Raw genomic sequence first — 21,066 nt, forward strand, 5'->3', positions numbered from 1 at the left:
CTTATATTGTTTGTTTATTAAAATGGAATACTTTATTAAGCTTCTCTTGTTGAGGTTGATTCTCATTATAGCGTTGTTGAATACGAGCTTCTATTCTTAAAATGTCAAAAAACTTACATTGATTTGCTGACTGACAAGTAGAACAGTTAAAACAATTCGGGAATTTGAAATTTTTAAATACCTCATCTTTATTCTTCATATCATTGACAACTTCTTTAGATAACTGTTCACCATATAGTTTTTTTAATATAGGTTGAATATAAGTGCTTTGATTATTAAGCTTATACATCCAATAATAATAGTCCCTCAATGCAAAATAATATGTTTCAATTTGTACTCCATGGGATTTTGTATAGAGAAGATAGCTTCTCATATTTTGAAAAGCATTCAAATAATCGCCAAGTCGAACATAGAGTAAAGACAATAATAAATTACGGTTGATTCTATTATGAGGTGATGTATTATATGGAACAAGTTTGATAAAATGACTGTCTTTTTGTTGTTCTACAGATTGTAATAATCGCTTCAGGCCATCTTCATCAAGAGATTTGATTTGGTATTGAAGCGGAATATAGCCGTGAATGCTTACATCATAACTGAACACTCTCCCAACTAGGCTCATCAATCGAAATAAAGCATACGAAACATCAGATAATCCAGGTATGTATACATGGTATGCTGGGAAGTTTAAAAAAGAATTATCTCTTACATAAAGCGTATATCCTTGTTCTGCTATAAAATCACAGTAAGCGTCAAGTTCTTCTTTATCGTTTTCATACATTTTCCAAGATGATTCTTTAAATTGATACGAGGGAGTATCTAAGAACAACTCTTCAGGAAAAATTCCTGTACCATTCACAACATTTTTCTCGTATTCAGCTTCATAATTGATGCCAGATATATTAAAATCAATATCATTGAACTGTATGTTGTTTAGTTCTTGTATTCCTTGAAAAATTTCGGTATAACATCTTTCTAAAGCGATAATAGAATTTGCCGCTGCACCCAGTCTAAAAGTATATTTGTTGTTGCGAGTATCTATAAGTAAAAGGCCAATGACTGGAAATCCTTTTCCTAGCGAACAATCTTTTATTTCATAATTGATTCCATGAATAATTCGCAACAATTCAAGTTTGTCCAGAATTTTACTATTTGAATAATGGGTTGCAGGGATTTGTGGTGGGGTGATTTTGTCAATGTATATCCGTTGAAGAACATAACGTTCAAAAATTTCATTAATCCCTTGCAATATTGCCTCTTCAGGAGTATTACCTGCACACATCCCTGTAGAACTGGACGAAAGACGAATAAGTTGAAATGGTAAATACTCACAAACTTTTTTATTCACATTATAGTAAACAGCTTCGAGCAGCGGTATTTGCATTTTACCAATTCCATCATTTGTCATCGCAAGCAATAAATTTTGCTCTTCAACTGGGTGATAAGCAGATGGCATATAGATTGAAATTTGAGAAACTAATTCTTGAATACTTCCTAAAATATACTTTCTTTCATCTGGATAATATCTAAAATCAAGAACTAATCTATTCTGTTTTAGGATGCTTATAAAGTCTGCCTGTTGTTTATGCTTGCTATTGCTGTCCTTAATGGCAAAAAAAATATCTTTGAAGAACATTCTATTTTGGATTCGCTCCATTAATTCACCATATGCACTAGCTAATGCATATTCGATGGTCATTCCTTTACCATTAGTGCCAACATCTATCACTTGTAAATTATCGTTTGCAATAAGTATTCTACAGGAGTAATAGAGCCCTTCTTTTCTATAATGATGTTCTATAGTAAATACCCCTAATTTTTTCAATATTTCACGGGCGTGGTTAATAGTTTCTAAGGGTGGTGTTGCTTTGTATTGACGAGATCCCATAATATTATCTTGATAAAACTCTCTCCTTGCTTATATAGCAAGGAGAGAAATTAAACAGATTAGTTTCAATTACATCCCAACTGTTCCTGAACAGCCCATACCGCAACCAAAACATCCGCAAGCAGCCATTTCTGCAACTAAATTATTGTTAGTATTTTCAACCAACAAAGTCGCTTCTTCCAGTAATAATTCTGATACTTTCATAAAGAATTCTTTTAATAGTTAAACATAAATTAATTATTATCGAATGAGAAATCGATCAATGATTTATAAGCATAGAGTGCTGCTTTTAACTTAACCTTTTCTTCTTCAGTAATTACATTTTTTTTGCGCATATAATATTCTATTTGAAATGCACTTATTACTTGTGCTTCAACAAGCATTAATTTACACATGGATTTGTCTCGTTTTTTTACGCTACCTCTTTGGTAGTAATTATATCCGATACAAGAAGGACAAACACGAACCATTTTGCATTTTAAGCAAGACTCTTCTATTAATTCATCCGGGTTGTAGAAGTTAATTTGAGAAATGTCATCTCTAGCGTCTTTTCCCAAGACAATGGGAGAAAACATATGACAAGGATAGGTTTTTCCTTCTATATCATAAGCTATCATATTAGTTCCTGCGCCACAGAATTTCAATGGAGTGTTGCTAGTTAACACATCTCCATAAAAGCGGGTAAATAAAGATCCAGGAATATATTCTGGATTATCCAGATAAAATCTGGCTATTTTAGATAATTCTCTACGATATACTTCGGCGTCTCCATCTTCCCAATTTTCGCCTTGAGCTAACCGACTTTCCACTAAATACCCTTGTTTTACCATATTAATCAGTCCATTAGCTAAATCTTGAATGGAATATTTAGATATTGTCATTTTAAATGGTTGATCGGGCCATAACTCATAGGCAATTTCCATAGGTAATTTTTCGGTAGAACAACCTCTATTCTTCATCTGCATTGCAGAATCCCCATCTACCGACATTACTAAAACTATTTCTTCCTTATTTTTCCTAAACCACTCTTGTTTTTCCTTATCTAATAATGTCCCATTTGTAGTAGCATATATTATGTATGGAATTTTTATATCCTGCATCCAAAGCCATTCGGAAAAATCTTTTATGAATTTGAAATTCATAAGAGGCTCTCCTCCAAACAAATCAATTTTAAGTGAGTCATTTACACTAGAAGCCTCTACTTGGGAAAACTCTTTCATTATTATTTCCTTAGCCAAATCAAGAGACATCACTTTTTGGGGATCTTTATATTTTTCAAAACAATATACACAGTTCAAGTTACAACCATAAGTAATAAATAGAGTACAAATTTTTGCTTTCGGTAATTTTTTAATCATATTGATACTGCTTAATAAATATGTTATTCTAAACTTTGAGATTTTTTTCCAGACATTAAGTTCCAAAGTCCCTTTATAATCCATGCAAACAAATTAAGTATCTGTTTAAAAATCCACCCAACTAGTTCGAAAAGGGTCTTAAGCATAAAATCAATAATATCCATAATAATAAGTTTTTATAGTTGTTAATTTTTATATATAGCAGAATATTGACCGCATTTATTACATTTTACAAAATCCTTAATTTCCCAAATCTCAGGTTTCTTTTGCTTCCAGTTAAGACTATCTATTAAATCTTCATCAATTTCTTGTTCAACTGTATCATAACTATTACAGTGAATGCATCTATGCCCTCCGTTTTCTTGCATACGTGCAAATAACCCTAAAGCTATAAGTCCGACAATAATACCAATCCACCAAGTAGAAGTAACTCCAATGCCGATTGCGACTATTCCAGCTAATATATACATTAACATGGGGAATGATTTGAATAATGCTGAACAAATAGCATATACAACAAATAAGATAACTAGTCCAACAATAATTGAGATTATTATTTCCATAAATGATTATATTTCTGTCAAATTCATTGTTTTTCATGCGTACCACTTCTAAGCAAGAGGTGGTATCTTTTTTCGGAGATGTTTTTATAGCGAAATTATCTGGGCATTTGCATCGTCTATAAGAGATTGATCCAAAGAAGCTAAGTATATTCGGGTTGTCTTCTCATTTTCATGCCCCATCCCTTCACTGATAACTTGTACCGAAATTCCTTTGCGCAAGGCTATTGTAGCCCAAGAATGCCGTGAGACATACGAACTCAATGGCTTTTCCAGATTGAGTAGTTCCGAAATTCGTTTAAGACGTTTATTGTAGGTTCGTAAATGACTGTTATAATCACGGTTCAGAGGGTTGTATATGGGAAGAATGTAATCATCAAAAACAACCTCCTTATATCGGTCTATTATTTCTTCAATACATTTTTCCATTTTGATGGTCAAAACTTGTTTAGTTTTACTTCGGGAATAGATAAGATAACCGTTTTTTAGATTACTCTGTTTGAGATTAGCCATATCAACAAAGGACATTCCCCGTGTGTAAAAACTAAATATAAAAAGGTCTCGTGCCAATTGCAAATGGCTATATTCCGAAAAATCAAACCTAATCAATTTAGAGATAATGTCTTGATTTACGGCTCTCTTTGTTGTCTTGTCTATACCGGTATAAACATCCTTAAACGGATTTTTTGAGATTGTCAAGCCTTTTTGTACCGCCAGATTGTATATAACTCTCAATGCTCGCATATAGCAAGAAATACTATTCTGTGATACACCATTATTTTTTAGGTAAGTTTCATATCGTTGCATCAATGCACTGTCTATTTTGTCGATTCGGATATCTTCTCCATACCGGAAGCGAGAAAAACTTCTCCTCGCTGTTTCATATATTGATGCGGTTTTGGTTCGATTTTCAGACTTCAACTCCTTGATTTGATACTTTATGAAAGGAAAGAAATAACCATTAAAAGAATTATTGAAGTAGTATTCAACCAATTCCTTAGTAGTATAATCGCCACGCCTTTCAAGCATGGAGATTAAATCATAAATCTGCCTGATTTCTAATTCTAATCCGTCTTTTATGTTTTGCAAGTAAGACATCCTTTCAGAGTCTATGGTATTTGCGACTACTGTGGATGAACGATTATCCCACTCAAAAGAATGCAAACGAAATCTTGTCGTAATGAGCTTAGTTTCACGACTATGAATAATTTGAATATAGAGGACTCCCTCCTTATTCTTTATTGTTGATTTTCTAAATTTTATTTTTACTGAAGTCATTTTTATCTGTTTTTACGTAATAAATTTGTTGTTAATATTCTCGTTCCTCCGCTTGGACTTACCTCTTCCTCCCTCTGTTCTTCTGTTGAATAATAGGTTGCTTTGGCTTTTGTTTCTGTTCCTCCTTTTGAGTTTTCGGCAACCTTGGATCATTCCATGACTCTTTATATTCGGCATCAGACTTATTCGCTTTCCAAAGAAATGGATAGGCATAATTTACTCCTCCAAACCATTTTACTTTAGCCTTGGTCATATACCCATTTTCAATCAGAATCTTATCCCGGATACGCATTTCATACTTGCCGTATTTCACAAACTCATCAGGATTGTCATAGGAGAACAACACCTGCTTCTTCTCATCATTTAGGAAAACATAAGCTGAGAATTGAGTTTTTCCATCCTTAGCTGTCATATTTTCAAGGAATATATGACCACTGCCCATCAGCGTTTTCTCTTGCTCATCACTCAATACCACACCTTTAATAATAATATTCCGTTTGGCTACTTGTACTTTTGCCTCGTCTTTTTTCCTCGCTTTTTCTTCGTCTTCTTGTTTGACTTTTAACGTAGCCTCTTGCCTTACTTTTTGTGCCGTCTGTTCCTGTAAAAGTTCTTCCTCTCCTCGTTTTTTCGACTCCTCGATATTTTTTTCTAATACTTTTTTGATATTTCCAAAGCTGTATTTTCTATCTACCTCAGAGCCTTTGAATGCTATATCTCCGTACCGGAATGATACTCCCTCAATCTCAGATGATGTTCGTTTATGCTTGTACTCAAGCTCTATCCCGAATTTCTGAAGATTATATCGCAGGTCATTAGGTGTTTTACATTCCAGCAGAACGGTTTTAATCGCATCATAGATATAATATTTTGCCTTATCCGGATTCCTTAACTTCTCACGCTTAACCCTTTCTTTATCCTTTCCATAAGTCAATCCATATTTATCTTTTAGCTTCTTACAAACCTTGATATTCCGTTTGTAATCGTGGTTGACTGATATTAATTTCAGGTTATTGTCGATTCGGTTATAGACAATATGAATGTGTTCATTGTCGGTGTTGTGATGCCTGACAATGATATATTGGGTGTTTTTAATGCCCATTTTTTCCATGTATTCCTTAGCTAATTGTACCATAAAATCATTCGTCATTCTATCTTTATCTTCGGGAGCAAATGACAATGGAATGTGTCCGACAGGCTGCTTAATTTCTTTTCTACCGGAACGTTGCATGGCAAAACTGCGGATAATATCGTGTTTACTTGAAGCTAATACACCTTCGGCTTCAAGCAACTTGGCAGTTTCGTTCATCACATATGATACACATCCCCTGAATGACTTTCCCTTGATATTCTTAGCGATCATCCAGTATCCTTTTAATTCTGATCATCATTCCCATTATATTAATGCTTTCCGCAATATATCCTGCCTGATTAGCTTTCTTTGCGATCTGGTTCAGGTTATTTGCTATACCTGAAAGTTTTCGCATAAGGTCAAGTTCCTCCAATGTAAAACGGGATTTGACACCTACTTTAAGCACCATTTCCCGTGCATATTGGGTTGCTTTCATCCCTATTTTCTCCGCTTTCTCCTTGATTAAACCCAAGTCTTTCTCTGTCAATTTGAGATTGATTGAACAATTTAGCTTCTCTTTCTCCTTAGCCGGACGACCACGTTTAGGCTTCTCCTCTTTCTTATCTTCCATAACATATACATTTGAAGGTTATGGAATCTTTCCGGCTATTCAGATAGCCGGGCAAGCCGAAACGAAAGCGACCACCGGGAGATGAAGCGAAGGCTTGCAAGACAACCTGACCAGCATGCGACCATCGGGAGAATAACGGGAAGGTTGTCAAGCGAACCCAAACCAGCCGACCATCGGGAGCGGGCGCAGGAGTTCGCTGCCCCGCAGGGCAAGGTATGCACAGGAGGAACAAGAAAGAGCCAAAGGCGAATTTCGGGTTACCCGTGCGATTACCTTGCTCCTTTGACGACGACAAAAAAATAAAGAGGCGAGAGGCTCTTTGTTTTTTGCTTAGGCGGCAACTGTTACACACTATCCGGCGCATAAAACTAAGAAGCCCGGATTCTCTAATGCGACTTAAATTGGAGGTCGCCTTAAAATAATTTTCTTCATTCATCGGTCTGTCATTTTAATATTTCAGACCACGAAGAAAATTAATAATATCCGGTCAATGTTAAAGCCGGATTGGCATGTATAACTCTGCTATATATTGCTTGTTTGACCGGAAAGCAATCGGTGCGAATTGCGCCGATTTGCCAATTGATAAATTCAGGCAAACCATTGAGAGATAAAAAAAACATACTTGTCCTGCAATTATTCAAATAGCCTTCTTAATAGCATGTCCTTGGTGCAAAACACATCCTTTCAATGCATAAGAAACCGACATTGTATATTGACAAACAGAATATTATATATTCGCGACTGAAAGTTTGGAAAGTTTGGAATTGGCAGATTTTACAGATAGGAGAATATACAAATTTCAATCTGTCGATAAATTTTGAGACTTGGAAAATCTGCTGTTTTTCTGATTAGAAGTTTTTCAAGTTGGTTTTATATTTTGAATACTTGAAAAATATCAAACATGAAAACTTGGTGGTTTGGTAATTTGAAAACAAGGAAACTTGAAAACAACAAAATAATAAAGCTTGAAAAACTTACAAATATCAATATGTGTAATTCTAAAAATTGAAAACAAGATGAAAAAAAAACCTTTATTTATCGCCTTCTCCACCCAAAAGGGAGGTGTCGGCAAAAGTACATTTACAGTACTCGTGGCAAGCTATCTGCATTATCTCAAGGGACTGAATGTTGCCGTAATGGATTGCGACTATCCGCAATGCAGTGTCTACGACATGCGTAAACGTGAAATCCGGCAGTTGGAAACCAACCTGCACTATCAGTCCAAAGCTATTGCCCTGTTTGATTCGCTGGGTAAACAGACTTATCGGATCGTATGCTCCAAACCGGAAGAAGCAATCCTGAAAGCCCGTGAGTTTTTGGCTGGCGAACCAGCCGACTATGATGTGGTATTTTTCGACCTGCCGGGAACCATCAACAACGATGGGGTAATTTCAACCTTTATGTCGATGGATTATGTTTTCGTGCCAATGGCTCCCTCTCGGATGTCAATGGAGAGTACACTCTCATTCATTGTTCCTGTAAAAGAAGTGTTGGGGGAATACAAAGACCTGAACCTGAAAGCCATCCATCTGTTTTGGAATCGTGTCGATGGACGTATCAAGAAAGACTGGCTCGAACACTACGAGAAACTTATCTGCCAATTTGGATTACCGCTGATGCAGACAGTTATCTCGCAATCCGTCCGCTACGACAAGGAACAGTCCATCGAGGGTAGCGATGCAGTTTTTCTATCCACAATCTTTCCTGCTGATAGGAATTTACTCAAAGGCAGCAACTTGGATTTGCTGGTTAATGAAATTATGGAGATTATTCACCTTAAACCTCAATTATAATGGCAACAGAGAATAAATTCGATAAACTCCGCTCAATGGTACATCAGGGTGTGCCGTTGGAAAAGGCTATGGAGAATACAACACCGGAAGAAGTAAAGTCTGCCAGCGTGGACTCGGAAGTGATGGAACCAGCATCCAAAGTTCCTGAACCTCCTGCAAAACCACCAGAGAGAAGAAAGCGCAAACCACAGGCAGATTATCAAAGCTTGTTCTTCAATCGGATAGACTTCACTCACCGAAAGCCGCTGTACATAACTGCCACGACCCACCGCCGGTTGATGCGAATTGTTCACCTGATGGATGAATCAAAAGCGACTATCAGCAGCTATGTGGAGAATATTATCCTGAACCATCTGGATACATTCAAAGAGGAGATAGATACCATTTATCAGACGAATAATATAAACCCAACAGAATAATGAACGAAGTATTTATAAAATTCTATGTATTGGTGAGCCTGTGGTTTTGGGCGGGGATGCTCCTGAGCGATCCGCTGCGCAAGGCATTCGGCGATATGCACCTCAGACTCTTGAAAAGAATCTACGATGCTACTTGGGGACAGGTGGTAAAAGCATATAAAAAAGTAACCAGTTCGATATTAAAGAGATTTAAAGACACCACGCTTTATATGGAGAATCGTACTTATGAGCTACGTGTCAAGGTTGCCCGCTCGCTGGTAAGTAAAGAGCTACTCGAAGAATTGACAGAGAAAAACTTCGTAGCAGCAATTTCAAGGGCAAGACAAATAGGCACATGGGGGCATGGGACTTCTTTTGAGGAACTTCAGATGTTGGGCGGTCTGGCATCAGGCAGGACAGTTGACAGAGAGAAAAAGAAGGCTGCCTTAAATGTCGCATTTGAACTTTGTGATACAGATCTTTTCGAACAGATAATAACACGGATACCTCGTGCACAGGAACGTATCCTGTTGGCTTTTGAACAGGCAGAAGGGAATGCTCCTTACGATTCTATCAGAAATGAGGAGTTCCGAAAATTTATACGTGAGTAATGGAACGTGTAAAACAGGGCAGCCTTCGGATTGATTTTCGAAGGCTGTTTTCCTTATTTAAAGCAAAATTTTTCCATTTCTGAAATGAGTTTATCTCCAAAACCCCGGACAACCCCGGACAAATGCTGCCATAGCCTGATTCTTTGCTATTTAACCGATTTTTTGTATATATATTTGTGCTTCGATTGAAATTAATACTTAAAAAATAAAGATATGGAAATAATAAATATTGAAGCACAAACTTTCGAGAAAATGCTCTCCAAGTTTGAAGATTTTGCAAGCCGGATGGAGCATCTATGCCGCTTGCATGGAGACAGAGATATGAAAGAATGGTTGGATAATCAGGACGTATGCCAGCTTTTGAACATCTCGAAACGGACACTTCAAACGCTTCGGGATAATGGAACGCTGGCATATACCCAAATCAGCCATAAAACTTATTACAAACCGGAAGACGTGGAAAAAATCGTTCCAGTAGTAGAAGAAAAACGCGAGCAAGCTAAATATAAAAAAGGAAAACAGATATGAGCAACCAATTAATTACATCCGAAAACGAAAGGGTAAAATCATTTTTCCTTTCACTCGAACGGCTATCTACTGTGATAGAGAAGCTATTCACATCCCGCAAACCGACCCTGAACGGAGACAGTTTTTATACGGATGAGGAACTTTCCAAGAAATTAAAGTTGAGCCGGAGGAGTCTACAGGATTATAGGAACGAAGGTCGAATCCCATATATCAAACTGGGCGGCAAGATACTGTATAGATCATCAGATATAGAGAAACTACTTAATGACGGATACCATGAAGCTTTCCGGAACCAACCCTAAACACAATACTATTTTTTCTTTTTTTCGGCAACTTTTATCGTACAGGAAAAGAATAAATTAGACAAACCTTTCCAAAGGAAACCCGGCAGGGCATTGGGTTTGGCGTTTTATTCTCTTCCTGTTCTTTTGTGAACGAAAAATAAGAAAAATCAATTGAGCATTGACTTATTGCTCTGAAAATTGCTAATTAATAACAGTTGGAGACTATTTTGAAATACTACTTTATTCATTAACCACTCCCGAAAGATTTCTGTATTCTTCGACTTAATCCGAAATGAAAGAGCCACAATCATTTCCAAACTATATTGTTCAACAAAATCACCATTCTTGTAATGATAAGTCCGACAAACATTGGTTTCATCCAATACGCTAGTTTTCAGAATAGCACGAATATTTGCATTTACTTTGCCTACAAAACATTGGAACAAATCGGCAAGTTGGTGTTGTGTCATCCAGACCTCGGCTGATACCGGAACGGATACAATTCCATTTTCTATAGTTATTACATCTCGTTTCATAATTTATCCGATTGAAAATTTACCATTTACCCCTTCCATATCTCGCATAATACTCTTATCCAATACTTTGGCATAATGGCGAGTCATCTTTGTATCGGAATGCCCCAGCATTTTTGCTACATTTTCGATTGAAACTCCATTAGCTAAGGCAACAGACGTTGAGAAGCTGTGTCGGCCGGTGTGTGTCGAGACTTTCTTCGCAATTCCGCATATGTCAGCCAGTTCTTTCAAATATGCGTTCATCTTCTGGTTGCAAAGAACAGGTAATAAAGTTCCTTTCTGAACACAAACAGGGTGGTTCTTATACTTTGCTAATATCTGTTTTGGCACATCCAATAATGGGATATTACACATATTGTTGGTCTTCTGTCGCTTTTTTCTAATCCACAATGCACCATTATTGTCAGTGGCGATATGTTCGGCTGTAAGTCCTTTCAAATCTGAAAAGGCGAGGCCTGTAAAAATCGAAAAAACAAAAATATCACGCACCTGTGCCAATCGCTCTATTGTTATCTCTTTATCTATAATTCGTTGAATTTCGGAATCTTCTAAGAAGTCCCGCTCCACCTCATCCAGCGTGAACTTAATATTGGCGAAAGGGTCTTTACTGATATAGTCGTTTGCCAAAGCAATACGAATAATTTTCTTGAAATTTTTCAGATACTTGGTTGCCGAATTATGAGAGCAGTTTCGTTCGGTCTTTAGATAAAACTCGTAATCCGTAATAAATTTGTGGTTGACTTCCGTAATCGGAATGTCTTCTTTGTGGAAATTGAATTGGATAAAATTCGCTGTATGTTTCAACGAAGTTTCATAACGGGTAACTGTCGCCGGAGCCATATCTTTGCCAATCAGTTTTCGACAACGCTCGTTGTGTTCTCGAAAAATATCAAGTAACATAATTACCGGCTTGTCGTTTCTTCCCAAATACTGGTCAATAATCTTATGTGCTGTAATCTCTTTGCGGTCGAATTCCATCTCGCGATAGATTTGCATAATCCGCATGCGGATGGTGTCTAAACGGAAATTGATTTCTTGGTCTCCCCGATCGTCCCCGATTACCTTTTCAGCGATAGTATTCCACTTTTTGAAGTCAACTCTAAGGCTAATGGATGTTTCACATCGTTGTCCATTGACTGTAACACGCAAATAAACAGGACTTTTCCCATCTTTTGCGACCCGTGATGCCTTTACGACAAACAGGATTTTGAAGGTCATTCTTTTCATACATTTCAATTTTTAATTGGGTTCGAAATATATGAAATATCGGTGGGAACAGAACTACGCAAAACATAGCATTACATTGAAAAACAATCCATTACCTATAAAGAGGGGAGCTTTTCCTATTTTTCTCACTCCTCCCCGAATAAGTCTGCGAAAAGTACTCCAATTTGCTATTTTCTGTTATTCTTCCAAAAACAAAAATCCCCGTAAACGTCTAATTTACAGGGATTATCTTGTTTTTGCTTTGCTTGTTTGCGGAGAGAGAGGGATTCGAACCCCCGGTACCTCTCAGTACGGCGGTTTTCAAGACCGCTGCAATCGACCACTCTGCCATCTCTCCTAAATTGTCATCATGTTTTGCGTTTTGTCTCAAACGCGGGGCAAAGGTAAGTATTATTTTTTTACTTCCTAACTTTTGGGGCGATTTTTTCTTATTTTAATTCTATTATTTTTCTTTAGGGTTTTTGATGGTGTCGCGTGGATATTTATCTTTATTTTTGTGGGCTTGAAAATAAATACTGCATGAAGATGAATAAGTTGAGTACTTTTTTTGCTTTTTCTGTCATATTATCCCTCTTTAGTTGTTCTATGTCGGCAAAGACAGAGAGCAATGGAAAAGAAAAGGTTTCTAAAGGTGAAATTATCGTTTTAGACAAGGCTGATTTTCTCAGTAAGGTATTTAATTATGAAGAGAATAGCACCCAATGGATATATGAAGGCGATAAGCCTTGCATCGTTGATTTCTATGCCGACTGGTGCGGACCATGCAAAAAAGTTTCTCCTATTCTGAAAGATTTAGCCATTGCATATAAAGATGACATTATTATCTACAAAGTAAACATCGACAAGGAAAAAGAGCTGGCTTCAGCTTTCGGAATACAAAGCATCCCTACCCTACTCTTCATTCCTACGGATGGAATCCCTCAAATAGCACAAGGCGCCCTTCCTCGCGAAGAATTTGTTAAACAAATAGACAGCTACTTATTAGGCAAAATTCCGCAGGAGAGGCATTAATAAGTGAAGACTTTCCCTCCGGCTTTTACTTCCTGAGTAGTTTCATCAAAAGTCACTTTTTCTCCCGTCTGCAAGGAAGCGGTACACATTATCGTTGCTATGGAATGATTGTATCCGGCATCTACTGGGGCATTTGGCTGTTTGCGACTCTTTATACATTCCATCCAGTTTAGCATGTGTAAGTTTGTCATCGGATCTGTCCCTGTGTTAGCAGCTGTTTCAACTTTAACTGACGGTAAATCGAAAGTGTCCAGCATATTTGAAGGCATACCCATTTGTGCAGCCATACGTTCTGTCAGGCCACCATCCGACGTTACTTTATTTGTTTCCAGATTCAAGGATCCACCATTAGAGAAATAGAGTTCTTTAACCCCTCCGGCACTATTATGCATGCGTGATGAATAGACTACCTGAAAAGCATCCGAGGCATCCGCTCCGGCATATTCAAATACAGCTGTCAGGGTATCAGCGTTTGAGCGTCCGTCATTCCATTGGTAAATACCTCCATTTGCTACAACAGACTTGGGGTGAGCATATCCGGTAAACCAATGAACCGTGTCAATCTGATGCGACATCCACTGCCCGGGAATACCGGACGAGTAAGGCCAGAACAAGCGGTATTCCAGATACTTGCGAGGATCCCATTCCTCATAGGGGCGATTCATCAGAAAGCGTTTCCAATCGGTATCTTTTTCAAAGCATTGGGATACTAAATCCGGTCGACGCCAACGTCCCGGCTGATTCACGTTCCAACTCATCTCAACCATCGTTACCTTACCGAACTTCCCTGACCTGATGTACTCATTTGCAGCCTGATAGTTTGGTGCAGAACGGCGTTGAGAGCCTATCTGCACAATACGACCTGTCTCCAACACAGCCTGGCGGGCTGCCCGATTATCAGCCATTGTCTCAGCAAAAGGCTTCTCCACATACGCATCACAGCCAGCCTTTACGGCTTCTATACAGTGCAGCGCATGCTGAAAATCAGCGGTTGCTATAATCACAGCATCACATATTCCGGCCTCATACAGTTCTTCATTATTGCGAAAAGCCTTTATATCTTTCCCGTAGGTATTCTTCATAAAGGCTATAGCCTCTTCTCTACGACGTTTCCATATGTCTGATACGGCTACAATTTCAAAGCCCATCTGCTCGGCATATACCTGAAAGGAAGGGATTAAAGTATGTCTCGTTCGGTCTGAAAAACCAACAACACCGACCTTTATCTTGTCATTTGCTCCAACAATGCGGGCGTAACTGCTATGCGGAAAGGAAATACCTCCTACTGTAATTGCGGCTGTACCTAGGGCCGTACTTTTCAGGAAATCTCTGCGTGTTACCATGAATTTAGATTATAAACAGATCAAAGATAGATAAAAAATGTATCTTTGCCTCTTAAATACTACATATTTACATACGATAATCTAATGGAACAAAGAAAAACAGCTCTCTTCGATTTTGATGGCGTAATTGTTGATACTGAGCCTATTTATGATATATTCTGGCACGAGGCCGGCAAACGTTACAACATCGGGATTGAAAACTTTCAGGACGTTATCAAAGGTACTACCCTTCCCGATATAATAATCCAATATTTCAGTGATCGTCCCGAAGAAGAAAGACAAAAGATTTTTAGGGAAGCCTCCGAATATGAGGCTACTATGCCTCTTCCCGCCATGCCAGGCTCGATAGATTTCCTTCGGCTTTTAAAGTCGCATCAGGTCAAACTTGGTCTTGTCACCAGTTCCGATATGGCTAAAATAACACGGGCTATTTCCATGTATAATCTTGAAAACCTGTTCGATACCATTGTCACAGCCGATCGTATCACTAAAGGAAAGCCCGACCCGATGTGCTATCTACTGGCAGCATCCGACCTGCAAGTCCCTCCCGGAGATTGCCTGGTGTTTGAGGATTCTTTTGCCGGTGTACAGTCCGGAACAGCTGCCGGAATGAGAGTAATAGGACTTAGCACAACAAACTCTGCCGAGTCCTTGCAGGACAAAGTATATAAAGTAATCCCCAACTTTGAACATATCACGTTTGACGATTATCTGAAGTGGTGATTCCTTTTCCCACTTTGCTCAGCCATTTTCCAAGTGGCTTTTGATCGTTTTTTATTTAGAAGTACGTCTAAAATAATTTAGAGGTACGTGTAAATCGATTTAGAGGTAGGTGTAAATAAATTTAGAGGTACCTCTAAACATAAAAAGGACAAGAATATCCTGTATTTTTCTTAAGGGATATTAGAAATTGTATCCTACGCGGAAGGCAATCAACGCTTGGTCAATGTCTTTTACGATATTATATTTCACTTCCAGACCCAGTGTTATTTCTTTTGAAGCATATACTTCGCCGCCTAAGCCAAGATTTGCTCCAAAGCGAGTATCGTTATGACTCCAACCACCAGCACTGGCTTTCCAGAAGCCAAGACTCAAACCTGCCAGAGGGTAAAAGCCAAAGTATTCACTCAGTGGGAAAACATAATGCGCATTCACATCAATCATCCAGGCGCTTAGTCCATTATCCTTCACAAAATGAGTAATAGAAGGAGCGAAACGCACTGCATCCGTAAAATTGATCCGATAATCAAGTCCAAGTGTTACATTCTCAGAATCAAATCCGTAACCAAGGTTCAAACCAAAAGACGAATCCCCCTTATGATTCTGCGCATGAACGCCAAGGGAGAAAACAACCAACATTAGCAAAACAACAATTCTCTTCATGTCTTTACGTTTTTATGATTAATAATAAGATTACTCTTTTACTTTCAAACGCTCGCCGGCACTTTTTACAATGCTGCGATAATAGGCTTCATCATAGCCTGGGAAGTCAGGAGAAACAGCCATTCCATAAGGGTTCCGCTTGAATGCTCCATCCTCTTCTTTCTTTACGTTTCCGTCTATATATTTAACCGTCAGATATTCACCTAGCTTTCTCCAGCGGGCTGTTGCATTATCGGCTGTAGTGGTGCTAAACCAAGTAAGGAATCTACGGGCTTCCATCGGGTCTTTAGCCAACAATTCCGCTGCAGCTTTATCGATGGCGGGAACCACATCCTGATAGCCATTTTCCAACTCTTGTTGTACTTTGCGAATGTCTTGTATCATAAAGCTATATTTATGATAAGCCATATTGGCCACCCAGTTATGCATCCAGAAGGCTGATGTCCAAGAGAATGTCAGCATATCACCATTCCCCACGCGATAACATTCGGGGGCATCCAGCATAGAGCTATACAGGGGGGTAAAGACAGCCATATCCGCATCGTCAACGCCAAACCACAGAATACCACCTATTTCGTCGGGCAGCCAGTTACGCATCTGCGGAACAATCACAAAACCTGTTTGTTGCGTAGCAATAGCACGTTCATTCACATAGGTCTCACCGTCTACTTTGAAGTTCATCGGACGCCAGCGATATGGCACTTTATACGGGCCTGCTCCGGCATCTTTTGTCATATCCAGGTCTGTTCCTTCGTAATGATCACGCATGGCGTTCTGTACATCCTGAACAGAAAGTTTCTTGTTCGGTTTGATGTATAAAGGCATCGGTTCCTTGCTAGGATCGCCTTTCACAAAATCGGCATATTTTCCCATCGTTTTGTCATACTTGTTGAAGAAAGACCATACGCGAGCTTCGCAACCACGCAAACCGCTAAAATCGTATGGATTATAAGCCTTTGCAAAGCTAAAATCTTCGTCTTTTCCGCTGAAATAGCCTTTTTCGCGTGCCAGGGAAACTACATCCGGAGAATACATACAGTTTTCCTTGTCTTTAAACGGAATCTGCTGAATACGAGCCTGATTGGCATGAGCAGAAATACAATCGTCGGGAATACGGATGGCCACCCATACAGCCCCTTTATTTCCAACTCCTTTACCGATCAATTCCATCACCCATGCTTCGTTTTTATCAGCAATAGAGAAGGTTTCGCCACTGCTATAATAGCCATGTTCCTTCACCAGGTCTGTCATTACTTTTATAGCTTCTCGAGCCGACTTTGAACGTTGCAAAGCGATGTATATCAGGCTACCATAGTCCATAATACCGGTAGAGTCTTCCAACTCCGGACGGCCTCCCCAAGTACTTTCTGTGATAGCTACCTGATACTCATTCATATTTCCTATTACAGAATAGGTCTGTTCTACCTGCGGGATTTTCCCTAAGGGTTTACCGGTATCCCACTCTACTACATCCAGCATGGAACCTTTCGGCCAAACAGCAGCCGGCCAACGATATAACTCGCCATAAAGCGTATGGGAATCTGCGGAATAACTGATCATAACAGAACCGTCAACCGAAGCCTTCTTCCCAACCAGCAAACCGGTACAAGCCATGGCTTCTATCCCTGTAAACAAGGCTGCACAAACAGCCAACATAATCCATTTTTTCTTCATATAAATTCAGTTTAGGCAAACAATAACATATAGGCTCCCGCTCCGCAGATATAACCTGCCAGAGCCAGGATTGTAAATCGTTTGGTATAGTACATAAAATCAATCTTTTCCATTCCCATAACCGTTACACCGGTAGCCGATCCGATGATCAAAATGCTTCCTCCTGTTACCGCACAATAGGCCAGGAACGTCCAGAAACCCCCATCACTAACAAAAAATTGCGCATAAGGAGCCAGATCCGCTGCATACGGAACCACCGGATACATCCCCATCGTAGCCGCAACCAGTGCCACATTGTCTACACAAGAGGATAAAAGCCCTACTACAAAACTAATAATGTAAGGTTGATGGATATGCTTGTCCAGAAAACCAGACATCAAACCCAGATGCCCGGAAGTCTCCAAAGCCCCTACAGCCATCAATATACCCAGGAAAAAGAAGATGGTAGACAAATCCACATTGGGTAACAAGTTTACGATCCGCAATTTCCTAGACTCCTTTATCCGGTGCAGCCTGCTATACATGATATCAGTATAAAACCATAGGATAACCAATCCCAACAAAACACCCAGGAAGGGAGGCAAGTCTGTTGTCATCTGAAAGACAGGGACTAAAGCCAGTGACAAGACTGCGATCGTAAAAATGGTTCTGCGTGCATGATTGGGTATTTCCGGTATATATTCATCCTCTTTCTCTTCTTCGCTCAAAACACGTAAGGTAGCCCCTTTTTTGAATAACCAGAAATGAGCAATAGTAAGCGGAACCAGCAAATTGATCAAAGCTGGAACAAACAAATGTGTAATCTGATGCATAGCCGAGATATTCTTTCCCACCCAAAGCAAAAGAGTCGTTACATCTCCGATAGGAGACCAAGAGCCTCCGGCATTGGCAGCAATGATAAGCATACAGGCATATTTCATCCGGTCTGTACGATCCGGAACAATCTTACGCAGAATAGCCATTATTACAATAGCAGCTGCCAGGTTGTCTAGAATAGCAGAAAAGAAAAAAGCAGAAAAACTGATATACCACAACAGCTTCCGTTTATTAGCAGTTGCAATATAGCCTGTTACCGATCGAAAGCCTCCATGCTTGTCTATTATGTCGACAATCAGCATCGAACACATGATAAAAAACAGCGTTTCGGCCACATTTCCTAAATGATAGACGATGGAACGATTGGATATAAAATTAACAAACTGCTGATGCGGAGGAAGATCGGCCATTTCCGGGTTTTCAAGCAGGAATTCCTGAAACAATGGGCTTGACCTGTCAATAAAAATATGGTATGCATCCAGCATCAAAATCATCCACAACGAAATAGCCATAAACAAAGCAATAGCCGCTTTGTTTATTTTTATCTTATCCTCTAAAGCAATGGCAAGGATTCCCAAAAGAAAGATTATCGGCATTAAAGCGAACATATAGCAGTAACCTTTATATTTATATTTGCAAAAGTAAAATAAATCTCAAGATAAAGACGACAAAACAGAAACGAAAAAAGGAACACCATTCAAGATGTTCCTTTCTTATTCTTTTACGCTTTTAAGCATAAAGCCCTAGTAGCTATTTCTTAATCAGCGACAAAATCCAAAGTAAGACAACGGCACCTACCGTAGCTGTAACCAAACTTCCTAAAAGGCCACTTGTACTCAGGCCTAGCAGAGAAAATATCCAGCCGCCTAATAAGCCGCCAATAACACCTACAATTAAGTTTACAATAAAGCCAAAACCCTTACCTTTCATTAAATAGCCAGCAATAGCACCGGCCAATACGCCAATAATAATAAACCAAATCCATCCCATGATAATTTGTTTTTAATTGTTTAACTTTTTCTTTTTATCCTATCGCAATTAATTATTATTCAACGGTTAAATCAACAACATCAGCAATAGCCGAATTCTTTTTTACAGACTCGATACCTTTTTCTCTGCCGGACTCACTGGCATACATCTCGCTCGTTCCGATGATCTGCCCATTGCTGGCTTTCAGGTTAAAAAACGGCTTGCCATTTTTCGCTTCCTTCCGTTCGTAACGTGCATCCAGAGGACCATTCTTTTTTACAGATTCGATACCTTTTTTGCAGCTTTCTTTTGCTACATAACCTTCACTAGTTAAAATAATTTCTCCGTTTCCAGCTTTCAGATTAAACTGAAACTCACCATTTTTTCTTTTTGTAATTTCAAATTTTGCCATAACTTTTAGTTTTATATAAAACAAACAAATTGGTTAAAAGTTTTCAATCGGACAAAAGTAATCTTTATTATTTATTATAAAAATGTCCCATTGATGTTTTAAAACAAAAAACTCCTTATTTTTGTTAGAAACATAGATACGAAAAAACATAAATTAATAAATATAAAACAGTTTTATTATGGATACAGCACAGGTTATTAGTCTTTTAGGTCATGAAAGTGAATATTACCTTAATCACAGATGTAAGACAATAGAAAAAAGTTTGATACACGTACCATCTCCTACCCAGCTGGATGATATATGGATAAACTCTGACAGGAATATACAAACACTCAGAAGTTTACAATCCATGTTCGGACACGGACGACTTGCCAATACAGGTTATCTCTCCATTCTGCCGGTAGACCAGGGAATAGAGCATACCGCCGGAGCCTCATTTGCTCCGAATCCGCTATACTTCGACCCTGAAAACATTATCAAACTGGCGATAGAAGGCGGCTGTAATGCCGTAGCCTCCACTTTTGGCGTACTTGGAATCATGTCGCGTAAATACGCACATAAAATTCCATTCCTGGTGAAAATCAATCACAACGAATTACTTACCTATCCTAATTCGTATAATCAGGTGATGTTCGGAACGATCAAAGAAGCCTGGAATATGGGAGCTGTAGCCGTTGGAGCTACCATTTATTTCGGATCAGAAGAAAGTAGGCGCCAGTTGGTAGAAATAGCCGAAGCCTTTGAATATGCACACGAACTGGGCATGGCTACCGTTCTATGGTGCTACCTGAGAAACGATGGTTTCAAAAAAGAAGACATGGACTACCATGCCGCTGCCGACCTGACAGGCCAGGCCAATCACCTGGGAGTAACGATACAAGCAGACATTGTAAAACAAAAGTTACCGGTAAATAATGGTGGTTTCCCAGCCATTAACTTTGGGAAATACAACCAGAAAATGTACACAGAACTCACCACCGAGCACCCTATCGACTTATGCCGCTATCAGGTAGCCAACGGTTATATGGGACGTGTAGGATTGATTAATTCGGGAGGTGAATCACACGGTGCTTCCGACCTGAAAGACGCCGTCCTTACAGCCATCGTAAACAAACGCGCCGGCGGTATGGGCCTAATCAGCGGAAGAAAAGCCTTCCAACGCTCCATGAAAGATGGCGTAGAACTACTAAATGCCATCCAGGACATCTATTTGGATCCGGAAATTACGATAGCATAATCTTTTAATGATGAATGAAGAATGTGGAATAAATTGCAACAAAATATTCTACATTCG

The 21,066-nt window shown here is 38.9% G+C and carries 24 protein-coding genes and 1 tRNA gene; 8 read left to right on the forward strand and 17 right to left on the reverse strand.

Annotation, left to right across the window (positions count from 1 at the left end):
* Window position 1 precedes the first annotated feature (1 nt).
* The 8 genes from M2470_RS14825 to M2470_RS14860 form a co-directional block, all read right to left on the reverse strand.
* Window positions 2-1,888 carry a YcaO-like family protein gene (locus M2470_RS14825; RefSeq protein ID WP_280745843.1) on the reverse strand — a complete coding sequence of 629 codons (1,887 nt, stop codon included), beginning with the start codon at window positions 1,886-1,888 and terminating at the stop codon, window positions 2-4.
* A gap of 69 nt (window positions 1,889-1,957) precedes the next feature.
* Complete coding sequence (locus M2470_RS14830; RefSeq protein WP_280745842.1) at window positions 1,958-2,092, reverse strand: hypothetical protein; 135 nt, start codon at window positions 2,090-2,092, stop codon at window positions 1,958-1,960.
* A 29-nt stretch (window positions 2,093-2,121) separates the two neighbouring features.
* A complete protein-coding gene (locus M2470_RS14835; RefSeq protein ID WP_280745841.1) occupies window positions 2,122-3,246 on the reverse strand; it encodes a radical SAM protein in 1,125 nt (374 codons plus the stop codon).
* Between the two features lie 185 nt (window positions 3,247-3,431).
* On the reverse strand, window positions 3,432-3,809 hold the full coding sequence (locus M2470_RS14840) for a hypothetical protein (RefSeq protein WP_280745840.1): 378 nt from the start codon (window positions 3,807-3,809) through the stop codon (window positions 3,432-3,434).
* Between the two features lie 84 nt (window positions 3,810-3,893).
* Complete coding sequence (locus M2470_RS14845; protein ID WP_280745839.1) at window positions 3,894-5,084, reverse strand: site-specific integrase; 1,191 nt, start codon at window positions 5,082-5,084, stop codon at window positions 3,894-3,896.
* Window positions 5,085-5,142: 58 nt separating this feature from the next.
* On the reverse strand, window positions 5,143-6,447 hold the full coding sequence (locus M2470_RS14850; protein ID WP_280745838.1) for a relaxase/mobilization nuclease domain-containing protein: 1,305 nt from the start codon (window positions 6,445-6,447) through the stop codon (window positions 5,143-5,145).
* On the reverse strand, window positions 6,437-6,787 hold the full coding sequence (locus tag M2470_RS14855) for a MobC family plasmid mobilization relaxosome protein (protein WP_280745837.1): 351 nt from the start codon (window positions 6,785-6,787) through the stop codon (window positions 6,437-6,439). Before M2470_RS14855 ends, M2470_RS14850 begins: the two co-directional genes overlap by 11 nt.
* Window positions 6,777-7,151, reverse strand: coding sequence for a hypothetical protein (locus M2470_RS14860; RefSeq protein ID WP_280745836.1), 375 nt, complete (start codon window positions 7,149-7,151; stop codon window positions 6,777-6,779). The genes M2470_RS14855 and M2470_RS14860 overlap by 11 nt, the downstream gene beginning before the upstream one ends.
* A 652-nt stretch (window positions 7,152-7,803) precedes the next feature.
* On the opposite strand from M2470_RS14860, the gene M2470_RS14865 reads away from it, so the two are divergent.
* The 5 genes from M2470_RS14865 to M2470_RS14885 all read left to right on the forward strand — a co-directional run bounded on the left by M2470_RS14865 (window position 7,804) and on the right by M2470_RS14885 (window position 10,419).
* A complete protein-coding gene (locus M2470_RS14865; protein WP_280745835.1) occupies window positions 7,804-8,580 on the forward strand; it encodes a ParA family protein in 777 nt (258 codons plus the stop codon).
* Window positions 8,580-8,999, forward strand: coding sequence for a DUF3408 domain-containing protein (locus M2470_RS14870; RefSeq protein ID WP_280745834.1), 420 nt, complete (start codon window positions 8,580-8,582; stop codon window positions 8,997-8,999). Before M2470_RS14865 ends, M2470_RS14870 begins: the two co-directional genes overlap by 1 nt.
* A complete protein-coding gene (locus M2470_RS14875; protein ID WP_280745833.1) occupies window positions 8,999-9,589 on the forward strand; it encodes a hypothetical protein in 591 nt (196 codons plus the stop codon). Before M2470_RS14870 ends, M2470_RS14875 begins: the two co-directional genes overlap by 1 nt.
* A 213-nt stretch (window positions 9,590-9,802) precedes the next feature.
* Window positions 9,803-10,117, forward strand: coding sequence for a helix-turn-helix domain-containing protein (locus M2470_RS14880; protein ID WP_280745832.1), 315 nt, complete (start codon window positions 9,803-9,805; stop codon window positions 10,115-10,117).
* Window positions 10,114-10,419 carry a helix-turn-helix domain-containing protein gene (locus M2470_RS14885; RefSeq protein ID WP_280745831.1) on the forward strand — a complete coding sequence of 102 codons (306 nt, stop codon included), beginning with the start codon at window positions 10,114-10,116 and terminating at the stop codon, window positions 10,417-10,419. Before M2470_RS14880 ends, M2470_RS14885 begins: the two co-directional genes overlap by 4 nt.
* A 149-nt stretch (window positions 10,420-10,568) precedes the next feature.
* Here the strand turns inward: M2470_RS14885 and M2470_RS14890 are convergent, their stop codons facing one another.
* The 3 genes from M2470_RS14890 to M2470_RS14900 all read right to left on the reverse strand — a co-directional run bounded on the left by M2470_RS14890 (window position 10,569) and on the right by M2470_RS14900 (window position 12,501).
* Entirely contained in the window at window positions 10,569-10,937 is a 369-nt protein-coding gene (locus M2470_RS14890; protein ID WP_280745830.1) for a protein-tyrosine kinase, read from the reverse strand.
* A 3-nt stretch (window positions 10,938-10,940) separates the two neighbouring features.
* Window positions 10,941-12,164: a site-specific integrase gene (locus M2470_RS14895; protein ID WP_280745829.1), complete on the reverse strand. Its 1,224-nt coding sequence runs from the start codon at window positions 12,162-12,164 to the stop codon at window positions 10,941-10,943.
* Between the two features lie 252 nt (window positions 12,165-12,416).
* Window positions 12,417-12,501 (reverse strand) — tRNA-Ser (locus M2470_RS14900).
* A gap of 188 nt (window positions 12,502-12,689) precedes the next feature.
* Between M2470_RS14900 and trxA the strand changes: the two genes are divergently transcribed.
* A complete protein-coding gene (gene trxA, locus M2470_RS14905; protein WP_280745867.1) occupies window positions 12,690-13,175 on the forward strand; it encodes a thioredoxin in 486 nt (161 codons plus the stop codon).
* On the opposite strand, the gene M2470_RS14910 is transcribed toward trxA, so the two are convergent.
* The gene (locus M2470_RS14910) at window positions 13,172-14,518 is read right to left on the reverse strand and encodes a Gfo/Idh/MocA family oxidoreductase (protein ID WP_280745828.1); all 1,347 of its coding nucleotides are present in this window, start codon (window positions 14,516-14,518) and stop codon (window positions 13,172-13,174) included. The genes trxA and M2470_RS14910 overlap by 4 nt on opposite strands.
* Before the next feature lie 84 nt (window positions 14,519-14,602).
* Here M2470_RS14910 and M2470_RS14915 point away from each other — a divergent pair, with 84 nt between their 5' ends.
* Window positions 14,603-15,241, forward strand: a complete 639-nt coding sequence (locus M2470_RS14915) for an HAD family phosphatase (RefSeq protein WP_280745827.1) — start codon at window positions 14,603-14,605, stop codon at window positions 15,239-15,241.
* Between the two features lie 180 nt (window positions 15,242-15,421).
* Here M2470_RS14915 and M2470_RS14920 read toward each other — a convergent pair whose 3' ends face one another.
* The 5 genes from M2470_RS14920 to M2470_RS14940 form a co-directional block, all read right to left on the reverse strand.
* Window positions 15,422-15,901 (reverse strand): outer membrane beta-barrel protein, encoded by a 480-nt coding sequence (locus tag M2470_RS14920; protein WP_280745826.1) that lies wholly within the window; start codon window positions 15,899-15,901, stop codon window positions 15,422-15,424.
* Window positions 15,902-15,931: 30 nt separating this feature from the next.
* Window positions 15,932-17,575 carry a C69 family dipeptidase gene (locus M2470_RS14925; RefSeq protein WP_280745824.1) on the reverse strand — a complete coding sequence of 548 codons (1,644 nt, stop codon included), beginning with the start codon at window positions 17,573-17,575 and terminating at the stop codon, window positions 15,932-15,934.
* A gap of 11 nt (window positions 17,576-17,586) precedes the next feature.
* Entirely contained in the window at window positions 17,587-18,999 is a 1,413-nt protein-coding gene (nhaD, locus tag M2470_RS14930; RefSeq protein WP_280745823.1) for a sodium:proton antiporter NhaD, read from the reverse strand.
* Between the two features lie 142 nt (window positions 19,000-19,141).
* Window positions 19,142-19,381: a GlsB/YeaQ/YmgE family stress response membrane protein gene (locus tag M2470_RS14935; RefSeq protein WP_280745822.1), complete on the reverse strand. Its 240-nt coding sequence runs from the start codon at window positions 19,379-19,381 to the stop codon at window positions 19,142-19,144.
* 55 nt (window positions 19,382-19,436) lie between these two features.
* The gene (locus M2470_RS14940; RefSeq protein WP_280745821.1) at window positions 19,437-19,772 is read right to left on the reverse strand and encodes a YegP family protein; all 336 of its coding nucleotides are present in this window, start codon (window positions 19,770-19,772) and stop codon (window positions 19,437-19,439) included.
* Window positions 19,773-19,950: 178 nt separating this feature from the next.
* On the opposite strand from M2470_RS14940, the gene M2470_RS14945 reads away from it, so the two are divergent.
* Entirely contained in the window at window positions 19,951-21,009 is a 1,059-nt protein-coding gene (locus M2470_RS14945; protein WP_280745820.1) for a class I fructose-bisphosphate aldolase, read from the forward strand.
* Window positions 21,010-21,066: the final 57 nt, after the last annotated feature.

It is taken from the genome of Parabacteroides sp. PH5-46, assembly GCF_029892785.1.
Lineage (GTDB): Bacteria > Bacteroidota > Bacteroidia > Bacteroidales > Tannerellaceae > DFXE01.